The organism is Rhizobium indigoferae, assembly GCF_034554815.1.
In the GTDB taxonomy this organism is placed as follows: Bacteria; Pseudomonadota; Alphaproteobacteria; order Rhizobiales; family Rhizobiaceae; genus Rhizobium; species Rhizobium leguminosarum.
Map to the genome: position 1 here is coordinate 4,224,052 of NZ_CP140635.1, position 16,711 is coordinate 4,240,762.

General features: G+C 61.7%; 18 protein-coding genes. 11 read left to right on the forward strand and 7 right to left on the reverse strand.

Going from position 1 to position 16,711, the window contains the following annotated elements; all coding sequences use genetic code 11:
* Nucleotides 1–102 precede the first annotated feature (102 nt).
* Nucleotides 103–2,793 (reverse strand): aconitate hydratase AcnA, encoded by a 2,691-nt coding sequence (acnA, locus tag U5G49_RS20840; protein ID WP_193444596.1) that lies wholly within the window; start codon nt 2,791–2,793, stop codon nt 103–105.
* A 262-nt stretch (nt 2,794–3,055) separates the two neighbouring features.
* On the opposite strand from acnA, the gene ccmA reads away from it, so the two are divergent.
* The 5 genes from ccmA to U5G49_RS20865 are packed head-to-tail and all read left to right on the forward strand — an operon-like array spanning nt 3,056 to nt 5,999.
* Nucleotides 3,056–3,703 (forward strand): heme ABC exporter ATP-binding protein CcmA, encoded by a 648-nt coding sequence (gene ccmA / locus U5G49_RS20845; protein WP_028733558.1) that lies wholly within the window; start codon nt 3,056–3,058, stop codon nt 3,701–3,703.
* A 52-nt stretch (nt 3,704–3,755) separates the two neighbouring features.
* Nucleotides 3,756–4,415, forward strand: coding sequence for a heme exporter protein CcmB (gene ccmB / locus U5G49_RS20850; protein ID WP_018243969.1), 660 nt, complete (start codon nt 3,756–3,758; stop codon nt 4,413–4,415).
* A 47-nt stretch (nt 4,416–4,462) separates the two neighbouring features.
* The gene (locus tag U5G49_RS20855) at nt 4,463–5,224 is read left to right on the forward strand and encodes a heme ABC transporter permease (RefSeq protein WP_193444595.1); all 762 of its coding nucleotides are present in this window, start codon (nt 4,463–4,465) and stop codon (nt 5,222–5,224) included.
* Between the two features lie 2 nt (nt 5,225–5,226).
* Nucleotides 5,227–5,394 (forward strand): heme exporter protein CcmD, encoded by a 168-nt coding sequence (gene ccmD / locus U5G49_RS20860; RefSeq protein ID WP_047620282.1) that lies wholly within the window; start codon nt 5,227–5,229, stop codon nt 5,392–5,394.
* The gene (locus U5G49_RS20865) at nt 5,391–5,999 is read left to right on the forward strand and encodes a DsbE family thiol:disulfide interchange protein (protein ID WP_193444594.1); all 609 of its coding nucleotides are present in this window, start codon (nt 5,391–5,393) and stop codon (nt 5,997–5,999) included. Before ccmD ends, U5G49_RS20865 begins: the two co-directional genes overlap by 4 nt.
* Nucleotides 6,000–6,177: 178 nt before the next feature.
* On the opposite strand, the gene U5G49_RS20870 is transcribed toward U5G49_RS20865, so the two are convergent.
* The 6 genes from U5G49_RS20870 to U5G49_RS20895 form a co-directional block, all read right to left on the reverse strand.
* Nucleotides 6,178–6,765 (reverse strand): DUF2585 domain-containing protein, encoded by a 588-nt coding sequence (locus U5G49_RS20870; protein ID WP_018243973.1) that lies wholly within the window; start codon nt 6,763–6,765, stop codon nt 6,178–6,180.
* Nucleotides 6,762–7,406, reverse strand: coding sequence for a septation protein A (locus U5G49_RS20875; protein WP_193444593.1), 645 nt, complete (start codon nt 7,404–7,406; stop codon nt 6,762–6,764). The genes U5G49_RS20870 and U5G49_RS20875 overlap by 4 nt, the downstream gene beginning before the upstream one ends.
* A gap of 78 nt (nt 7,407–7,484) precedes the next feature.
* Nucleotides 7,485–9,080: a signal recognition particle-docking protein FtsY gene (gene ftsY, locus U5G49_RS20880; RefSeq protein ID WP_193444592.1), complete on the reverse strand. Its 1,596-nt coding sequence runs from the start codon at nt 9,078–9,080 to the stop codon at nt 7,485–7,487.
* A 16-nt stretch (nt 9,081–9,096) separates the two neighbouring features.
* On the reverse strand, nt 9,097–10,371 hold the full coding sequence (gene mtaB, locus U5G49_RS20885; protein WP_193444591.1) for a tRNA (N(6)-L-threonylcarbamoyladenosine(37)-C(2))-methylthiotransferase MtaB: 1,275 nt from the start codon (nt 10,369–10,371) through the stop codon (nt 9,097–9,099).
* Nucleotides 10,368–11,273, reverse strand: coding sequence for a diaminopimelate epimerase (dapF, locus tag U5G49_RS20890; protein ID WP_130653248.1), 906 nt, complete (start codon nt 11,271–11,273; stop codon nt 10,368–10,370). Before dapF ends, mtaB begins: the two co-directional genes overlap by 4 nt.
* A gap of 117 nt (nt 11,274–11,390) precedes the next feature.
* Entirely contained in the window at nt 11,391–11,615 is a 225-nt protein-coding gene (locus tag U5G49_RS20895) for a hypothetical protein (protein WP_018243978.1), read from the reverse strand.
* A gap of 493 nt (nt 11,616–12,108) precedes the next feature.
* On the opposite strand from U5G49_RS20895, the gene ffh reads away from it, so the two are divergent.
* From ffh to rplS, 6 genes are all read left to right on the forward strand, one after another.
* Nucleotides 12,109–13,695 carry a signal recognition particle protein gene (ffh, locus tag U5G49_RS20900; RefSeq protein WP_130718209.1) on the forward strand — a complete coding sequence of 529 codons (1,587 nt, stop codon included), beginning with the start codon at nt 12,109–12,111 and terminating at the stop codon, nt 13,693–13,695.
* Between the two features lie 16 nt (nt 13,696–13,711).
* Nucleotides 13,712–14,032 (forward strand): chorismate mutase, encoded by a 321-nt coding sequence (locus U5G49_RS20905; RefSeq protein WP_018243980.1) that lies wholly within the window; start codon nt 13,712–13,714, stop codon nt 14,030–14,032.
* Between the two features lie 48 nt (nt 14,033–14,080).
* Nucleotides 14,081–14,452: a 30S ribosomal protein S16 gene (rpsP, locus tag U5G49_RS20910; RefSeq protein WP_018243981.1), complete on the forward strand. Its 372-nt coding sequence runs from the start codon at nt 14,081–14,083 to the stop codon at nt 14,450–14,452.
* Between the two features lie 113 nt (nt 14,453–14,565).
* Nucleotides 14,566–15,135 (forward strand): ribosome maturation factor RimM, encoded by a 570-nt coding sequence (gene rimM, locus U5G49_RS20915; RefSeq protein ID WP_026188551.1) that lies wholly within the window; start codon nt 14,566–14,568, stop codon nt 15,133–15,135.
* A 4-nt stretch (nt 15,136–15,139) separates the two neighbouring features.
* Nucleotides 15,140–15,823: a tRNA (guanosine(37)-N1)-methyltransferase TrmD gene (trmD, locus tag U5G49_RS20920; protein ID WP_193444590.1), complete on the forward strand. Its 684-nt coding sequence runs from the start codon at nt 15,140–15,142 to the stop codon at nt 15,821–15,823.
* Between the two features lie 334 nt (nt 15,824–16,157).
* Nucleotides 16,158–16,703, forward strand: coding sequence for a 50S ribosomal protein L19 (gene rplS, locus U5G49_RS20925; protein WP_018243984.1), 546 nt, complete (start codon nt 16,158–16,160; stop codon nt 16,701–16,703).
* The last annotated feature ends 8 nt before the right edge of the window (nt 16,704–16,711 follow it).

Here is a 16,711-nt window from a genome sequence, read left to right on the forward strand (position 1 = left end):
GCAAAACAAATCATCGTGAGCCCCGCTTAAATGGCGTCGCCGCAAAGAAAAGCCGCCGGAAACTGCTCTCCGGCGGCCATTATCATGTGAGTTTCTTAAAAATCAGGCAGCGAGATCGCGCAGAACCGTCTGCAGGATGCCGCCATTGTTGAGGTAGATCACCTCGTCGAGCGTATCGACGCGCGACAGCAGCGGAACCTCCTTCACGGTGCCGTCGCCATAGGTGATCCTGGCGATCTTTTTCTCGCGTGGCTTGATCTTTTCCAGACCTTCGATGGTGACGAGTTCATCGCCCTTGAGCCCGAGGCTCTGCCAGGTCGTGCCCTCTTCGAAGACGAAGGGAATGATGCCCATCCCGACCAGGTTAGAGCGATGGATGCGCTCGAAGGACTGGGCGACCACCGCCTTGACACCGAGCAGGTTGGTGCCCTTGGCAGCCCAGTCACGCGAGGAGCCGTTACCGTATTCGACACCGGCAAAGATGACGAGCGGCACGCCTTCCTGCTTGTACTGCATGGCGGCGTCGTAGATCGAGGTTTCTTCCTTCGACGGGTAGTGGATGGTGTAGCCACCTTCCTTGCCGTTCGGGCCGAGCATGTGATTGCGGATGCGGATATTGGCGAAGGTGCCGCGCATCATCACTTCATGGTTGCCGCGGCGCGTGCCGTACTGGTTGAAGTCGGCAACGGCGACGTCGTGGCCGATGAGGTAGGCGCCGGCCGGCGATGCAGCCTTGATCGAACCGGCAGGCGAGATGTGGTCGGTGGTGATCTTGTCGCCGAACAGGCCGAGAACGCGGGCGCCCTTGATGTCGGAAACGCCGGTGCCCTTCTTGCCCATGCCGACGAAGTAGGGCGGGTTCTGCACGTAGGTCGAATTGTCGTCCCAGGCATAGGTCTGGCCCGGCGGAACCTGAACGGCCTGCCAGTTGACGTCGCCCTTGAAGACATCGGCATATTTGCTTTCGTAGAGCTCGCGGGTCACGTATTTCAGGATGAATTCCTGGACTTCCTTCGAGGTCGGCCAGATGTCCTTGAGATAGACCGGGTTGCCGCTCTGGTCCTCGCCAATCGGCTCCTTGGTCAGATCCTTCTGTACCGTGCCGGCAAGCGCATAGGCGACGACGAGCGGCGGCGATGCGAGGTAGTTCGCCTGCACGTCGGGCGAGATGCGGCCTTCGAAGTTACGGTTGCCGGAAAGAACGCCGGAAACGATAAGGCCCTTGTCGTTGATCGTCTTCGAGATCGGCGCCGGCAGCGGGCCGGAATTGCCGATGCAGGTGGTGCAGCCGAAGCCGACGAGGTTGAAGCCGAGCTTGTCGAGGTCGGCCTGCAAGCCCGACTTGGCGAGATATTCGCCGACGACCTGCGATCCCGGTGCCAGCGAGGTCTTCACCCACGGCTTCGTCTTCAGTCCCTTGGCAACGGCGTTGCGGGCAAGAAGACCGGCAGCGATCAAGACTGACGGATTGGAGGTGTTGGTGCACGACGTGATGGCGGCGATCGCCACGTCGCCATGGCCGAGATCGAAATCCGTGCCTTCGACGGCATAGCGGTTGTTCAGCTGGCCGGGCTTCTTGTAATCCGTGTCCATCGAGCCGGCAAAACCGATCGCGATGTTCTCGAGCGATATGCGGCCTTCCGGACGCTTCGGGCCGGCCATCGACGGCACGACATCGCTGAGATCGAGTTCCAGCGTATCGGTGAAGACGAGCTCGGAGCCGTCGCCGTCACGCCACATGCCCTGCGCCTTCGAATAGGCTTCGACGAGCGCGATACGGTCCTTGGTGCGGCCGGACATGTTGAGATAGTTGATGGTTTCGCCGTCCACGGGGAAGAAGCCGCAGGTGGCACCGTATTCCGGGCCCATATTGCCGATCGTCGCGCGGTCGGCGAGCGGCATGTTGTCCATGCCAGGGCCGAAGAATTCGACGAACTTCGAAACGACGCCTTTCTTGCGCAGCATCTGCACGACGGTGAGAACGAGGTCGGTCGCGGTGACGCCTTCCTTGAGCTTGCCGGTCAGCTTGAAGCCGATGACTTCGGGCAGCAGCATCGAGACCGGCTGGCCGAGCATCGCAGCTTCCGCTTCGATACCGCCCACGCCCCAACCGAGAACGCCGAGACCGTTGATCATCGTCGTGTGGCTGTCGGTGCCGACGCAGGTATCGGGATAGGCGATCGTCTCGCCGTCCTCTTCCTTGGTCCAGACAGTCTGGCCGAGATATTCGAGATTGACCTGATGACAGATGCCGGTGCCGGGAGGCACGACGCGGAAATTCTTGAAGGCCTGCTGACCCCACTTCAGGAAGCGGTAGCGCTCGCCGTTGCGCTGGTATTCCAGCTCGACGTTACGGGCGAAGGCCTGCGGCGTGCCGAATTCGTCGACGATGACGGAGTGGTCGATGACGAGATCGACGGGAACGAGCGGGTTGATCTTCTCGGGATCGCCGCCGAGCGACACCATCGCGTCGCGCATCGCGGCAAGATCGACGACGGCGGGAACGCCGGTGAAGTCCTGCATCAGCACGCGCGCCGGGCGATAGGCGATTTCGTTTTCGACCGCACCCCTATTGTTCAGCCATTCGGCAACGGCCAGGATATGCTCCTTGGTGACCGACTGGCCGTCTTCGAAGCGCAGCAGGTTTTCAAGCAGCACTTTCATCGAATAGGGAAGCTTCGACACGCCGGCCAGACCGTTTGCCTCAGCCTTGGGCAGGCTGTAATAGACATAGTCCTTCCCGTTGACGGAAAGCGTGGAACGACAATTGAAACTGTCAAGAGATTTAGACACGAGATACCCCGTTTCTGATAGCCAACACAGTCGTGCGAACGCCTATGCACTTAATGCACATCAGGATGCGGGTACGGCCATTTCCGCTGTCCGCACGTGGAACAGACGCTCCAAGTTCGGCGCAAGGATGAAATTCACGCCGACCGCTGGCGTGGTTGCAGGTCTTATAGATAATTTCCTAAAAACTTGCCATACCCGAGGACAGTCAAAATCGGACATTTTTTGACCCCGCCGGAAGCCGAAACCAAGAAAGAGCCGACGCATGCATCTCACCGCCGAAAATCTGGCTGCAAGGCGCGGTGAGGATCTCATTTTCGTTAACATTTCCTTTCACTTGGCGGCCGGCGAGGCGCTTGTTCTCACGGGTAGAAATGGATCGGGAAAGTCCACTTTGTTGCGTGTGGCCGCCGGACTGCTGAGGCCGGAAAAAGGCACTGTCATCTTCCGCGACGAAGAGGGCCGGGAAGGCAGGCATCCCGGCGAGGTCAGCCACTACCTCGGCCATAGAAATGCGATGAAGAATGAACTTACGGTTGCAGAAAACCTCGATTTCTGGCGTACCTTTCTCGGCAGTACAGGCGGCGACGCCGGCCTCGCCGTCGAGGACGCCGCCGAGGCGGTCGGTCTTTCGGGAATCACTCACCTTCCCTTCGCTTATCTCTCCGCCGGCCAGCAGCGCCGATTCGCCTTCGCCAAACTACTCGTCGCTTACCGCCCCATCTGGATCCTCGATGAACCCACAGCCGCACTCGATGCCAGCGCCGACCGGCTGCTTGCCGATTTGATCTCGGCCCATCTGGCAAAGGGCGGCATCGTGCTGGCGGCAACCCATCAGCCCCTGGGGCTGCAGAATACACAGGAATTGAAGATGACGGGCTTTGCCGGCGTGGATCATGGGGTATGGGGTTGATGTTTCTCGATGTGGCTACCCCGTCCACCGCTGACGCAAAGAGCCGCCGCGCATGACCGCCCTCTTTTTCCGCGACCTCAAACTCTCGATTCGCGCCGGCGGCGGCGCGCTGATCGGCGTACTGTTCTTCCTGACCATCGTCGCCGTCATCCCCTTCGGCGTCGGTCCCGATCTCAAGCTGCTTTCGCGCATCGGCCCCGCCATCGTCTGGATCGGAGCCCTGCTTGCCGCCCTTCTCGGCCTCGACCGCCTGTTCCAGGCCGAGCGCGACGACGGATCGCTCGACTTGATGCTGATGCAGGAAACGCCGCTCGTCCTGACGGTGCTGGTCAAATGCTTCGCCCATTGGACGGCCACCAGCCTGCCGCTGGTCATCGCCTCGCCGCTGCTCGGCCTCTTCATGAACATGGACGAGACGGCGATCGGCGCGACCATGTTGACGCTGCTCGTCGGCTCGCCCGCTATCACCTTCATCGGCGCTGTCGGCGCCGCCGTTGCTGTGGCACTGCCTCGCGGCGGTCTGCTGGTCTCGATCCTCGTGCTGCCTCTGACCATCCCGGTGCTGATCTTCGGCGTCAGCGCCACCTATGCCGCGGTCGAGGATCCGGCCCCGTTCCTGCCGCCCTTTCTGATCCTCATCGCTCTGACACTCTTCTTCGCGGTCATCGGCCCGGCAGCAGCCGCCCTTGCGCTGCGAAACACGGCGGATTGATTGGTCATTCGATTGCAGGAAAAACCGGATCAAGGTATGGAAGCGACATGAGCGAAACGAGCCTTGCCATCAGCAAATTCAGCGATCTCGCCAACCCGACGCGATTTCTGGCGCTGGCGGCGCGCGCCATTCCGTGGCTGGCCGGCATCACCGCCCTCTGTTTTACCGTCGGTCTCTATCTGAGCTTCGCCACCGAAGGCGACTATCAGCAGGGCGAGACCGTGCGCATCATGTATATCCACGTCCCCTCCGCCTGGCTTTCGATGATGTGCTATACGATCATGACCGTCTCGGCGATCGGCACGCTGGTCTGGCGCCATCCGCTGGCCGATGTCTCCGCCAAGGCCGCAGCCCCGCTCGGCGCCGCCTTCACCCTGCTCGCGCTCGTCACCGGCTCGCTCTGGGGCAAGCCGATGTGGGGCACCTGGTGGGTCTGGGATGCACGACTGACCTCCGTCTTCATCCTCTTCCTGATGTATCTCGGCCTGATTGCGCTCAGCCGCGCCATCGATGATCCGTCGAAGGCCGCGCGCGTCAGCGCCGTGCTCATTCTCGTCGGCTTCGTCAACATCCCGATCATCAAATTCTCGGTCGAGTGGTGGAACACGCTGCACCAGTCGGCAAGCGTGCTGCGCCTCGACGGCCCGGCGATCGATCCGGAATTCCTGCGCCCGCTGTTCATCATGGCGATCGCCTTCACCCTGCTTTTCTTCACGCTGCACATCATGGCGATGAGGAACGAGATCTGGCGCCGCCGCATTGCCGCCCAGCGCCGTCTTGCCGCCCGCATGGCGAGCCGGGAGGAATAGCCGTGACGCATGCCTTTTACGTCTACGCCTCCTATGGCTTCGCGGCCCTGGTGACGATCGCCGTCACCGTCTGGACCTGGGCCGACGGCCGCGCCCGTCGCCGGGAACTTGCTGCACTCGAGGCTGCGGGCATCCGCCGCCGCTCGGCGCGCGCAAGGGACGGCGAATGAACGACACACCGGAAAAGACGACCGACAAACCGCGCGCGCTGGGTCGCTACACCTTGGCGCTTCTGCCGCTGATCGTCTTCGGCGGCATTGCGGCCACGGCCGCAAAGATGCTCTACGACCAGGATTTCCATGGCAAGAACATTGCCGAAATTCCCTCCGCCCTGATCGGCACCAAGGCGCCGACGCTGAACCTGCCGCCGCTCGACGGCGCCAACCTGCCGGCGCTGACCGATGCGGCAATCAAGGGCAAGCTGACCCTCGTCAACGTCTTCGCCTCATGGTGCCTCCCCTGCCGGGACGAACATCCGGTGCTGAAGGAATTGGCGAAAGACCGACGGCTGAACATCGTCGCCATCAATTACAAGGACCAGAACGACAACGCCCTGCGTTTCCTCGGCGAACTCGGCAACCCCTATCAGGCGATCGGCATCGATCCGAACGGCAAGGCGGCAATCGACTGGGGCGTCTACGGCATTCCGGAAAGCTATCTGGTCGGGCCAGACGGCACGATCCTCTACAAGCGCGTCGGCCCCTTCGACGATATCAGCCTGAAGGAAGGGCTGTTTCCAGCGATGGAAAAGGCGCTCGGCAAGCCGGTTTCGTAGCGATTACTCCACAAAGACCCCTCCCCAACCCCTCCCCACAAGGGGGATGGACTAACTCGTGGCCCGCATCGAGCAAATATCAGCCTCATGAAACGATGAAATGAAAAGCGTCGGAGCGGCATCTAAGCCCCTCCCCTTGTGAGAGGGGTCGGGGAGGGTTTATCGGGACAAAGAAGCGCTAAAGCCCGCTCTGCCAGACCTTGATCGCCTCCACCGGCCAGATCAGCATGACAACGTTGAGCGTCAGGTTGTCGCGGATCATATAGCCGGTGAAAATCTCGAAGAAGATGGCGATCGCCACCGTCAGTGCCACCGGCGCGCGCCGCGCGAAGAAGAAGCCGATGCACATGAAGACGGTGTCCATCGCCGAATTCAGGATGCTGTCGCCGTAATAATCGAGCGCGATCGTCGCCGTGCGGTAGCGGTCGATGATGAGAGGTGAATTCTCGAGCAGCTCCCAGCCGGATTCGATGACGAGCGCCAGCAGCAGCCTTGCCGCCAACGGCTTGCCGCGCAGGATAAGATGAGCGAGCCCGTAGAACAGGAAGCCGTGGATGATGTGCGACGGCGTATACCAATCCGAAAGATGCTGCGAATTGCCGCTGGTATTGACCCCGCCCTCCCACAGCTTGACATAACCGCAGGCGCAGATCGGCACGCGGCCCATCATATATTCGGCGGCAATCTGAATGATCAGAACCGCAAGGCAGGCGGCGAACCAAAAGGTTTGGTGTCTTACCCGGTATTCGGCCTCTGCAGCGCTCACTTCTCGCCGTCCGTTTCCAGATTGATGCTGTGCTTCAATACCAGCGGCATCTGCGCCAGCGTGAAGATGATGGTGATGGGCATCGTGCCCCAGACCTTGAAGGCGACCCAGGTACCGTCGGAAAAATTGCGCCAGACGACTTCGTTCAGCACCGCGAGGAAGAGAAAGAAGATGCCCCAGCGGATGGTGAGCTTGCGCCAGCCCTCGGCATCGAGCTGAAAGGCCGCATTAAAGACATAGCCGAGCAGCGACCTGCCGAAGGCCAGTCCGCCGAGAAGCGTCACCCCGAAGAGTGCATTGACGATGGTCGGCTTCATCTTGATGAAGGTCTCGTTCTGCAGCCAGATCGACAGCGAGCCGAAGATAAGCACGACGATGCCGGATACAAAGGGCATGATCGGCAGATGGCCGAGCACGATCTTCGACACGATCAGCGAGATGATCGTCGCCGCCATGAAGAGTCCGGTCGCGACGAACAGCGGCCCGCCCAATTCGGAAAGAGCGGGAAACGTCTCCACCAGCCACTGGCCACGCAGATTGGCAAAGAAGAAGATCATCAGCGGCCCAAGTTCCAGCGCCAGTTTCAGCATTGGATGATGCCGGTCGGCCGGGGTCGGGGTGATATCGCTTTCGGTGGTCATGCGCTCTTCAAACCTGCTATTCCTGAAAACCTGGTTGCCGGCCGTGCCTTGCAGGCTCTCGGCGGCATATCTGTGGCATCATTGCGGAAGTCCGGCAATGGCATGGGCGAAATCCTCGGCCTCGAACGGCTCCAGATCGTCGACGCCCTCGCCGATACCGATGAAGTAGACCGGCAGCTTGTGCTTGGCGGAGATGGCGACGAGGATGCCGCCGCGTGCCGTGCCGTCGAGCTTGGTCATGATCAGCCCGTTGACGCCGGCGACATTGCGGAAGATCTCGACCTGGCTCAGCGCATTCTGTCCCGTCGTCGCGTCGAGCGTCTGCAGCACGGTGTGCGGCGCATCGGGATCGAGCTTGCCGAGCACGCGCACGATTTTCTCGAGCTCGGCCATCAGCTCGGCCTTGTTCTGCAGGCGGCCGGCGGTATCGACGATCAGCACGTCGCATTTTTTCGCCTTCGCCTGTTCGAAGGCATCATAGGCAAGGCCGGCAGCATCGGCGCCGAGCTTGGTGCCGACGAATTCCGAGTTCGTCCGCTCAGCCCAGATCTTCAGCTGCTCGATCGCTGCCGCGCGGAACGTATCGCCGGCCGCCAGCATCACCTTCAGTCCGGCGCCGGAAAGTTTGGCGGCCAGCTTGCCGATCGTCGTCGTCTTGCCGGTGCCGTTGACGCCGACGACGAGGATGACATGTGGCTTGTGCGAGAGATCGAGCTGCAGCGGCTTGGCGACCGGCTTCAGGACCTTGGCGATTTCGGACGCCATGATCCGGCTGACATCCTCGCCGGTTACATCCTTGCCATAGCGCTCGGACGCCAGCGTATCGGTGACGCGCAGCGCGGTCTCGACGCCGAGATCGGCCTGGATCAGCAGATCTTCGAGATCCTGCAGCGTCTCGTCGTCGAGTTTGCGCTTGGTAAAGAGCGCGGTGATCTGGCCGGTCAGCTGCGAGGAGGTGCGCGCGAGACCGTTGCGCAGGCGCTGGAACCAGCTGAGTTTCGGCTGCAAGATAACCGGCTCCGGCTCGACGACCTTCGGGCCGGTGGCGAAGCCTTTGGGGAGGATGGGAGAACCAAGCTCCGGTTCTGCCGGGGGGCTACCCCCCTCTGCCCTGCCGGGCATCTCCCCCAGAGGTGGGGAGATTGGCTGGGAGGGCGAATCCAGTCCTGCATCATCCTCAGTCGGAATCTCTTCCGGTTCAGTTGGAATCTCTTCCGGAAGCTTTTCGACGATCTCTTCGAGGTCAGCCGGCTGTTCTAGCGCTCCGGTCTCCACATGATCTCCCGGCTGGTGGGGGAGATGTCCCAGAGGGGCAGAAGGGGGTATTTCCGCAACGGTTTCGGCGACCGCCTGGATTTCAGTCTCCGCCTCCGCTGCTGCCTCGGCTTCCAGCAATGAAAGCGGCACGACACCCATGTCGCTCAATTGGTCGGCGGCGGGCAGGATTGCGGATTCGACATCATCTTCAGCAACCGGCGCCTCGACCCCGCCCTCGTCAATATCTGAAGCGGGCCCGCCGGCAGTATCCATTTCCTCGGCCAGCACTGGATCGTCAGCAACCGGCAGATCTTCGACGCGCGAACGCGGCTCCAACTCCTTTTCCACGGCCGCAGGCACAGGTTCTTCAGCCGGCTTGCCGAAGGTGAAGACCTTTTTGATGAAACTGAGCGCCATGGGGATTCCGTGAAAGTCAGGCCGCGGCTGCGGCCGTCAATTGCATGTCGAGATGCTTGCCATTGTGGCCGGTGATCGTGACCGGCACAAGTTCGCCGGGACGAAGGCCGGGTGCGGCGACCAGCGTGAAGTTCTCCGTATGCGCCAAGCCGTTGTTTTCAACAAGCAGCCATTGCCGGGTTCCGATCATCCCATCGAGATGGGATTGATGCAGCCTATGTCCAGTGGCGCGCAGCCTTGCTGCGCGATCCTTGACCAGCGAACGGTCGAGTTGCGGCATGCGCGCTGCCGGCGTGCCGGGACGCGGACTGTAGGGGAAGACATGCAGATGGGCGATACCAGCCTCTTCGGCCAGCCGCACGGCATTCTCGAACATCTCTTCGGTTTCTGTGGGAAAGCCGGCGATCATATCGGCGCCGAAGCTCATCTCGGGGCGAAGGCGACGCGCATCCTCGATGAAACGCAGCGCATCGGCGCGCAAATGCCGGCGCTTCATGCGCTTCAGCATCATGTCGTCGCCGTGCTGCAGCGAGAGATGCAGATGCGGCATGAAGCGTGGCTCGTCGGCGATGAGATCCATCAGGTGGGCATCGGCTTCGATGCTGTCGATGGAGGAAAGCCGCAGGCGGCGGATATCGGGGATCTGCTTCAGAAGGGTCTTCGCCAAAAGCCCGAGCGTCGGGGCGCCCGGCAGATCGCCGCCGTAACTGGTGGCATCGACGCCGGTCAGCACGATCTCGCGGTAACCGCCATCGACGAGATTGCGGGCCTGGTCGACGACAGCTCCCATCGGCACAGAGCGGGAATTGCCGCGGCCATAGGGAATGATGCAGAAGGTGCAACGATGGTCGCAGCCGTTCTGCACCTGGATGAAGGCGCGCACATGGCCATCAATGTGCCTGACCATCTGCGGCGCCGTCGCCTTGACACTCATGATGTCGTTGACGCGAAGTTTCTCTTCGGCCGAAACGCCGAAGTCCGGCAGGCCGCGATAGGAGGCGCTCGTCAGCTTCTCCTCGTTGCCGAGCACGGCATCGACCTCCGCCATCGCGGCGAAGGTCTGCTTTTCCGTCTGCGCGGCACAGCCGGTGACGATGATGCGGGCATGCGGATTGTCACGCCGTGCCCGGCGGATCGCCTGGCGGGCCTGACGCACCGCTTCGCCGGTTACGGCACAGGTATTGACCAGGACGGCATTGTTGAGCCCGGCCTTTTCAGCCTGCGCCTTCATCACTTCGGATTCATATGTGTTGAGGCGGCAGCCGAAGGTAATGACCTCGATGCCGCTCACTGCGCCTCCGCCTCTCGGGTACCCTCGCGCGACCAGAGACCGGTCGAAGGATCGAGCCTGCCCGACCATTCCCATTCGGCCGGGCCGGTCATGATCACATGATCGTCGCGCTCGCGCCATTCGATCGAAAGTGTGGCCGGCGGCTTGGCGCTGGCCACATTGATCGTCACCTTGCGGCCGGTACGGCCGGTGCGCGCAGCACTGACGGCAGCAGAACAGGCAGCCGAGCCGCAGGCGAGCGTCAGTCCAGCGCCGCGCTCCCAGGTGCGCGTCGTCACTGATGTCGGCGACGTCACTTGCGCCAGCGTGATATTGGCGCGCTCGGGAAACATCGGATGGTTTTCCAGCAGCGGTCCGAAGCGGGCGAGATCATAGGACATCACGTCCCTGTCCACCCAGAAGATCGCATGCGGATTGCCCATCGACATCGCCGACGGCGAATGCAGCACCGGCTTGTCGATCGGACCGATCTGCAGTTCGATGCGGCTGGTGTCGTGGAATTCTTCCGCCAGCGGGATCCTGTCCCAATCGAAGACCGGCCGGCCCATATCGACCGAAATCGTCCCATCCTCGTGCTCGACGGCGTTGAGGATGCCGGCGACCGTCTGGAAGGTAAAGACCTTCCTGCCGGTCTCGGCGGCAAGTGCCTGCACGACGCAGCGTGTGCCGTTGCCGCAGGCCTGCGCCTTCGAGCCATCGGAATTCAGGATATCGATGAAGGCATCGGTGCCTTCGGCCTTCGGATCATGGATCGCCATGATCTGATCGAACTCAGTCTGCGGATCGGCATTGAGCGCGACCGCCGCCGCAGGCGTCACCTTGTCCGGCCGGCCGCGCATGTCAACGACCAGGATCTTGTTGCCAAGCCCGTTCATCCTTGCGAATTCGACCGTTGCGCTCATGGTATCATTCCGTCTGTCTTTCCGGTGTATATGGCGGAAATGCGAAGGAATTACCAGTGGGTGAGTGCCGGACAGGCGTAGCGGCCTGCTGACCCCTTCGAGGCAGCAGTTCGGCTTTTACCGCTGCGCACCGTCGGGATCGAAGGACGCAGCATGGGCTTCCACAATGGCTGCGGTGATGACCTTTCTCAGCTCGTAGACCAGCGAGCGGGACCGTTTGCGATCCAGATCCTGTGCCGCCTTCGCAAGATTCAAGCCTTCGTTCAGAACAATATGATGGGCCCGCGCCAGCGCCCAACTCTCAATATCAAGATTTATCATTCGATATCTCCGCCGATTCATTCGGCATCAAGGATATTCACGAATCATTTTACAGGACGCACTTAAGTAGAAAGTAGAATCATAAGCAGAATAATTTGCAACTGGCCCCTCCAGCGAATTCGGGTCGCCAATCGGAATTTTTGCCAGCAAAAATCGGAAAAATCAGGCGGAGTGCGGAAGCCAATACAGAGGTCGGCTTGAACACGTACTTTCGTGCGTGTCCAGCGGCACATTCCGGTCGCGCCCATGTCACGCGGGCTTTGAAAAGTCGCCATGCGGTCATTTGCCCGCATTCACCTTGACTTTCGCCCGACTTTCCTGTTTATCGCGCCCAATCCGCGACGAGCCACACGACTCCGAGCCGCCGACCGGGACCTGAGATCCCGGAGGTCAACACCCGACAGCGCGATGCGCCCTCGGGTGCTTTTTGGCTTTGCGTCTTGTTTTCGTCAAGGAAAAGCACGACGTTTCCGGGCATGTAAAAACCCACCCGAAACGTATCAAGGAAGAGCCGATGTTTGAAAACCTCCAGGACCGTCTTGGATCCATTCTGAATGGACTGACAGGCCGTGGCGCGCTTTCGGAAGCCGATGTTTCCGCAGCGCTGCGCGAGGTTCGCCGTGCCTTGCTGGAGGCCGACGTCGCGCTCGACGTCGTGCGTTCCTTCACCGACCGCGTACGTGAAAAGGCCGTCGGCGCCGAGATCCTGAAGTCGATCAAGCCCGGCCAGATGGTCGTCAAGATCGTGCATGACGAACTGATCGAGATGCTGGGTGGCGAAGGCGTCGGCATCGACCTGCATGCGGCCGCCCCGGTCGTCGTCATGATGGTGGGTCTGCAGGGCTCCGGCAAGACGACGACGACGGCGAAGATCGCCCATCGCCTGTCGACGCGCGAGAAGAAGAAGGTGCTGATGGCATCGCTCGACACGCGCCGTCCGGCAGCCCAGGAGCAGCTTCGCCAGCTCGGCGCGCAGGCCAACATCGACACGCTGCCCATCATATCAGGCCAGTCGCCGACGGATATCGCCACCCGCGCCGTGCAGGCGGCTAAGCTCGGCGGCCACGACGTCGTCATCCTCGATACCGCCGGCCGCACGCATATCGACGAGCCCTTGATGGTCGAAATGGCCGACATCAAGAAGCGCTCGAACCCGCATGAAATCCTGCTGGTCGCCGACAGCCTCACCGGTCAGGACGCCGTCAACCTCGCCCGCAGTTTCGACGAACGTGTCGGCATCACCGGTCTGGTGCTGACCCGCATGGATGGCGATGGCCGCGGCGGTGCCGCCCTTTCGATGCGCGCCGTCACCGGCAAGCCGATCAAGCTGATCGGCGTCGGCGAGAAGATGAGCGAGCTGGAGGAGTTCCATCCCCGCCGCATCGCCGACCGCATCCTCGGCATGGGCGACATCGTTTCGCTCGTCGAGCGCGCGGCTGAAAACATCGACGCCGAGAAGGCGGCCGCCATGGCCGCCAAGATGGCCAAGGGCAAGTTCGACCTCGACGACCTCGCCGACCAGCTGCGCCAGATGCAGAAAATGGGCGGCATGGGCGGCATCATGGGCATGATGCCCGGCATGGCGGGCATGAAGGACAAGATGGCCGCAGCCGGCCTCGACGACAGACTTTTCGGCCGCCAGATCGCCATCATCCAGTCGATGACCAGGGCCGAGCGCGCCAATCCCGACCTGCTCAAACATTCGCGCAAGAAGCGCATCGCCGCCGGCTCCGGTACCGATGCCGCCGCCATCAACAAGCTTCTGAAGATGCACCGCCAGATGGCGGACATGATGAAGATGATGGGCGGCAAGGGCAAAGGCGGCATGATGAAGCAGATGATGGGCGGCCTCGCCGGCAAGATGGGGCTTGGCGGCGGCATGGGCGGTATGGGTGGCGGCATGCCCGATCTCTCGAATATCGATCCCCGACAGCTCGAGGCCCTGCAGAAGCAGGCCGAAGCGGCGGGGCTTGGAAAGCCGGGTGGGGGTATGCCCGGTCTCGGCGGTCTGCCGGGTGGTTTGTCGGGCCTCGGCGGCGCCAAGCTGCCGGGCCTTGGCGGTGGTTTCCCGGGATTGCCCGGATTGCCGAAGAAGAAGTGAAAGGATCGCTTGCCCCATGAATGATCCAAACGTCAAAGCCCAGCTCGCGAGCTATCGTCAGTCGATCGACAATATCGATGCCGCTCTCGTGCACATGCTGGCCGAACGCTTCCGCTGCACCAAAGAGGTCGGCGTGCTGAAGGCCAAATACAATCTGCCGCCGGCCGACCCGGCGCGCGAGGAATACCAGATCGAACGCCTTCGCCAACTGGCGAAAGCCGCCAATCTGGATCCGGATTTCGCTGAGAAGTTTCTGAACTTCGTCATCAAGGAAGTCATCCGGCATCATGAGCAGATCGCTGCGGATCACGCTGAACAAAGCGCCGCGGCCCGATAACCGTACCGCTCAAGAAAGCGGTCAAGAAAAGCCCAAGGAGTAAAGAACATGGCACTGAAAATTCGTCTCGCCCGCGGTGGCTCCAAGAAGCGCCCGTACTACCACGTCGTTCTCGCCGATGCGCGCAGCCCGCGTGACGGCCGCTTCCTCGAAAACCTCGGTTCCTGGAACCCGATGCTTGCCAAGGACGATGAGAAGCGCGTTCAGCTGAACGCCGAGCGCATCAAGCACTGGATCGAAAACGGCGCTCAGCCGACCGACCGCGTTCTGCGCTTCCTCGATGAGGCCGGCGTTGCCAAGCGCGAAGTCAAGAACAACCCGGTCAAGGCAAAGCCTGGCAAGCGCGCCCAGGAGCGCGCCGCCGAAAAGGCTCAGAAGGTCGCTGACGCCGCCGCTGCTGCTGCCGACGCCGCGGAATAATCGGGACATTCCCTTCGAGCGGGCGGCATGGCGACATGCCGCCCGTTTTCGTTTCCAATCGCCCGCACTTCGTTTATGAGAAACCTGTCTTTCGGCTTCACATGAAGGAACCCATGACAAAGCTTGAAAACCCCGTTCTGATGGCGACGATCGGTGGCGCGCAAGGCCTCCGGGGCGAGGTGCGCGCCAAGGCCTATACGGCCGATCCCAGCGCGCTTGGCGACTACGGCCATCTCCACAGCATGGACGGCCGCAGCTTCGAAGTCCTCGAGATCCGCGAGATGAAGAATGTCGTCGTCGTTCGTTTCCGCGGCGTCAACGACCGCAATGCCGCCGAGGCTCTGAACGGGCTTGAACTCTATATCGAGCGGGACAACCTGCCGGACGAGGAGCTGGAGGACGACGAGTTCTACTATGCCGATCTCGAAGGGCTCGAGGCGCGGGACGACAAGGGTGTCAGTTATGGCACGGTCACCGGCGTTTTCGATTTCGGCGCCGGCGACCTGCTGGAACTCAAAGGTCCGGGCAAACGCCCGGTGCTGATCCCCTTCTCCGAAGCCTCGGTGCTGGAGATCGACCTTGAGGCCGGCACGCTGCTGATCGATCCGCTGGCGGCGGGTCTGGTCGACGATCCGGAAGAGCTTTCGAAATTCACCCCGGACAAGCCGAAAAAGAAGAAGTGACGCCATGGCTTTCCGGGCGAGCGTGCTGACACTTTATCCGGAAATGTTTCCGGGGCATCTGGGCTTCTCGCTCGCCGGCAAGGCGATGGAGCGGGGGCAATGGTCGCTGGAGGCGGTGCAGATCCGCGATTTTGCCACCGACAAACACCGCACCGTCGACGACACCCCGGCAGGCGGCGGCGCCGGCATGGTGCTGAAACCAGACGTTCTCGCCCGCGCGATCGATAGCGCCTCAGAAAACGATCCCCGCCCACGGCTGCTGATGAGCCCGCGCGGCCGGCCGCTGACGCAGGAGCGTGTGCGCGAGCTCGCGGTGGGCGACGGCGTCATCATCGTCTGCGGCCGCTTCGAGGGCGTCGACCAGCGGGTGATCGAGGCACGCGGACTGGAAGAGGTCTCGATCGGCGACTACGTACTGTCAGGCGGCGAGCCGGCGGCGCTGATCGTGCTCGATGCGATCGTCCGCATCCTGCCTGGCGTCATGGGCAACGATCTTTCCGGCCTGCACGAAAGCTTCGAAGGCGGACTGCTGGAACATCCGCATTATACCCGGCCGCAGGAATGGGAAGGCCGGGAAATCCCCGCAATCCTCACCTCGGGCAACCACGGCGCCATCGAGAAATGGCGGCATCAGGAAGCGGTGCGGCTGACCCGGGAGCGGCGGCCGGATCTGCTCGAAGAGGGCTAGCCTATCGGCTCGAAAATCGGGATCGATTTTCCGAAGGCACGATGCGTAGATTCAATGTTACAGCGTCCTTTGCGTGTCAGAAAAAGACGCGCGGCGCTGTAAAGTGAGAAAAACGGCTGATTTCGCAGCCCTTTTCACAAAAATGCCGTCCAAGGGATGACAAGCCCTGGCCTTTCGTGTATTGGCGCACGCGGAAATGGGGTTTATCCCCGTCTGCCAGCAAACAAAGAATGGCGAATCCGCTCCCGCCCTTGATGGGCAAAGTCCTGAGGCCAGTTCCGAAGGATCAGTGTTGAGCGCTCTGGCTGTTTCAGAAGAACCAAAGGTTAAGACGATGAACATCATTCAGCAGCTTGAGGCCGAACAGGCCGCCAAGATTGAAGCCAAGCGCACGCTTCCCGAATTTTCCCCGGGCGACACCGTCCGTGTCAACGTGAAGGTCACGGAAGGCAGCCGTACCCGCGTTCAGGCCTATGAAGGCGTCTGCATCGCCCGCTCCGGCGGCGGCCTGCAGGAAAACTTCACGGTCCGCAAGATCTCCTACGGCGAAGGCGTCGAGCGCGTATTCCCGGTCTACTCGCCGATGATCGAAAGCGTCGACGTCGTTCGCCGCGGTAAGGTCCGTCGCGCCAAGCTCTATTACCTCAGAGACCGTCGCGGCAAGTCTGCCCGTATCGTTGAAGACACCGGCGTCCGCGCCCGCAAGCTCAACGACGCCGAGCGCGCCGCTATTGCCGAGGAAAAGGCACGCATCGAAGCTGAAAAGGTCGCAGCAGCTCAGGCACTCGCCGCCGAGAAGGCAGCAGCCGAAGCTGCGGAAGCCAAGGCCGCTGCTGAAGCAGCCGCCGCTGCCGCCGCAGCGGAACCGGCAGCAGAATAAGTTCTGCG